This window comes from Mycobacterium sp. UM_Kg27 (genome assembly GCF_000972905.1).
In the GTDB taxonomy this organism is placed as follows: Bacteria; Actinomycetota; Actinomycetes; order Mycobacteriales; family Mycobacteriaceae; genus Mycobacterium.
Genome location: NZ_JRMM01000244.1, coordinates 1 through 2,403, shown reverse-complemented (window position 1 = coordinate 2,403; position 2,403 = coordinate 1). Strand labels below are relative to the sequence as shown.

Below are 2,403 nucleotides of genomic sequence, written 5' to 3'. Positions count from 1 at the left end.
GAGAACAAGGCGTTGCGCCGCGAGATCGCTGAACTGCGCCGCGCCAATGAGATCTTGAAAGCAGCGGCGATTTTCTTCGGGGCCGAGCTGTGCGCCACGAGGCGCCGGGTATTTCGGGAGGTGGTGAGAGACCGTCTCTGTTGGGCCGTCGCAGCGGCCTGATGAAGCATCGGGGCAGCCGATCGTCGGGAACGACGGTGGTCGGTGGCAAGCGGCCCCGAGAAGGCGAGCCGTGCTGGTACTGCCAGACGGCGCGGGCTCGTTGAGCAAGGTCAGAAGGTGCAGCGTGAGCGAATCAGTGCTTGAAGCTCCGTAACCGCGAAGCCGGCTCCAACCTGGCGGATATGGGCCGGTCTGCAGTGCACGACCCCACCGATGGTGGGGTCGACTCCGAAGCCGTTTAGTTCCATCGGTGGGGAGGCCACGGTGAAGGCCTGCGGCGTAACCGTGGCGATGCTGCCGGAGTAGAGCTGGGCACCTCCCTGACCAACCGATGACCGGGTGAACGTGGGAACCATCCTGCGGGACCGTCGATTCCGTGCCGGGCAGCCAGTCCGGTGGGATCGAAAGACTCGCCGTTCGGAGTCGAGGGACTGCATCAAGGGTGGGGCGGAGGCCTCGTAGTAGTCGCGGGCGGTGACGTGCCCGCCATGGAGACCGAGAAAGGCGGTCACAGGGCGAAGGGGGCCAGCAAGGCATGCAGTGCGAGTGCGGGAATATCAGGAGGAGGGCGATGTCGGCGGTGAATACCGACGAACTGGAGTTGGCGCTGATGGCAGCGCGGCAACGGGTACTGAAGATCCAGACCAAGCTGCACCGTTGGGCACGCGATGATCCGCATCGCCGGTTCGACGATCTGTTCAACCTCGTTGCCGATCCCGCGTTCTTGTTGGTGGCATGGGATCGGGTCAGCGGGAACAAGGGTGCCGCCACGGCCGGGGTCGATCGGCGCACTGCGTCGTCCATCGCGGCCGGGCAGGGTACCGAGGAATTCCTCGACGAACTGCGGTGCAGTGTGAAGGACCGCAGTTTCCGCCCGTTGCCGGTCCGTGAGCGGATGATCCCCAAAGCCGGTGGCGCGTTGCGCCGGTTGGGGATTCCGACCGTGGCCGACCGGGTGGTCCAGGCATCCTTGAAGCTGGTGCTCGAGCCGATCTTCGAGGCGGACTTTCTGCCGTGTTCCTACGGCTTCCGTCCGAATCGCCGAGCCCATGACGCGGTGGCCGAGGTGCGCTACCTCGCCACACGACCCCGGTGTTATGACTGGGTCGTCGAGGGAGACATCAAGGCCTGCTTCGACGAGATCGACCACACCGCCCTGATGGGTCGGGTGCGTCGGCGCGTCGGGGACACCCGCGTTCTGGGTTTGGTCAAGGCGTTCCTGAAGGCGGGCATCCTCACCGAGGACGCCCGGTTGCAGGACAGCACCGCGGGAACCCCGCAGGGTGGCATCCTCTCACCGCTGCTGGCGAACGTGGCGTTGTCGGTACTCGACGAGTACATCGCCGCTCTGCCCGGCGGCCCGTCCACCGGGGCCAACGAGCGGGCCAAACGACTACGCCGCAGGCTGCCGAATTTTCGGCTCGTCCGCTACGCCGACGACTGGTGTCTGATGATCAGGGGCACCAGAGCCCACGCCGAAGCACTTCGGGAGGACATCGCCGCCGTGTTGGCGACGATGGGGTTGCGTCTGTCTGCGGACAAGACCCTGATCACCCACATCGAGGACGGCCTGGATTTCCTCGGGTGGCACATCCAGCGCCGCCGAAAACGAGGAACCAGCCGAAGCTACGTCTACGTGCATCCGTCCACCAAGGCCGTGTTGGCGGTCAAACGGAAGCTCAAGACGTTGCGCCGAACGGTCGAACCCAACCAGCCGCTCGACGACCTGCTGCGCCGGATCAATGCGACGTTGCGGGGCTGGGCGGGCTATTTCCGGGCCGGGGTGTCCTCGGCGACCTTCTCCTACCTCAGTCACTACACGTGGCAGACGGTGTGGCGTTGGATGCGTCGCAAGCACCGCAAGTCGACCTGGAAACAGCTGCGCCGCCTCTACTGTGGCGGCGGCTGGTGGCCAGCCACCGAGGACCATGTGTTGATCGATCTCGAACAGATCACCACGACCCGTTACCGCTACCGCGGTTCGGTCATCCCCTCGGCCTGGCCAACTACCGATACGGAGGCCACCACCGCAGCCTGACCGGGTCTTGCGGAGAGCCCGGTGCATTGAAAGGTGCACGCCGGGTTCGGGAAGCGGCCCGGGAAAACGGAACAGCCCCAATTGGTTGTCACCGCGTCCCGGGCCGACTTTCACCGACCGGCCCGGGAAACGGTGATTCGGTTTATCGCCGAGCACAAGGACTACCAGGTGCCCGGCTCTGATGGTGGGGCCGGGCTTCGCTG

General features: G+C 65.5%; 1 protein-coding gene. It reads left to right on the top strand.

Annotated features, from left to right (window positions below; genetic code table 11):
• Window positions 1-742: 742 nt before the first annotated feature.
• Window positions 743-2,200, top strand: a complete 1,458-nt coding sequence (gene ltrA / locus LI94_RS20895; protein ID WP_046302434.1) for a group II intron reverse transcriptase/maturase — start codon at window positions 743-745, stop codon at window positions 2,198-2,200.
• Window positions 2,201-2,403: the final 203 nt, after the last annotated feature.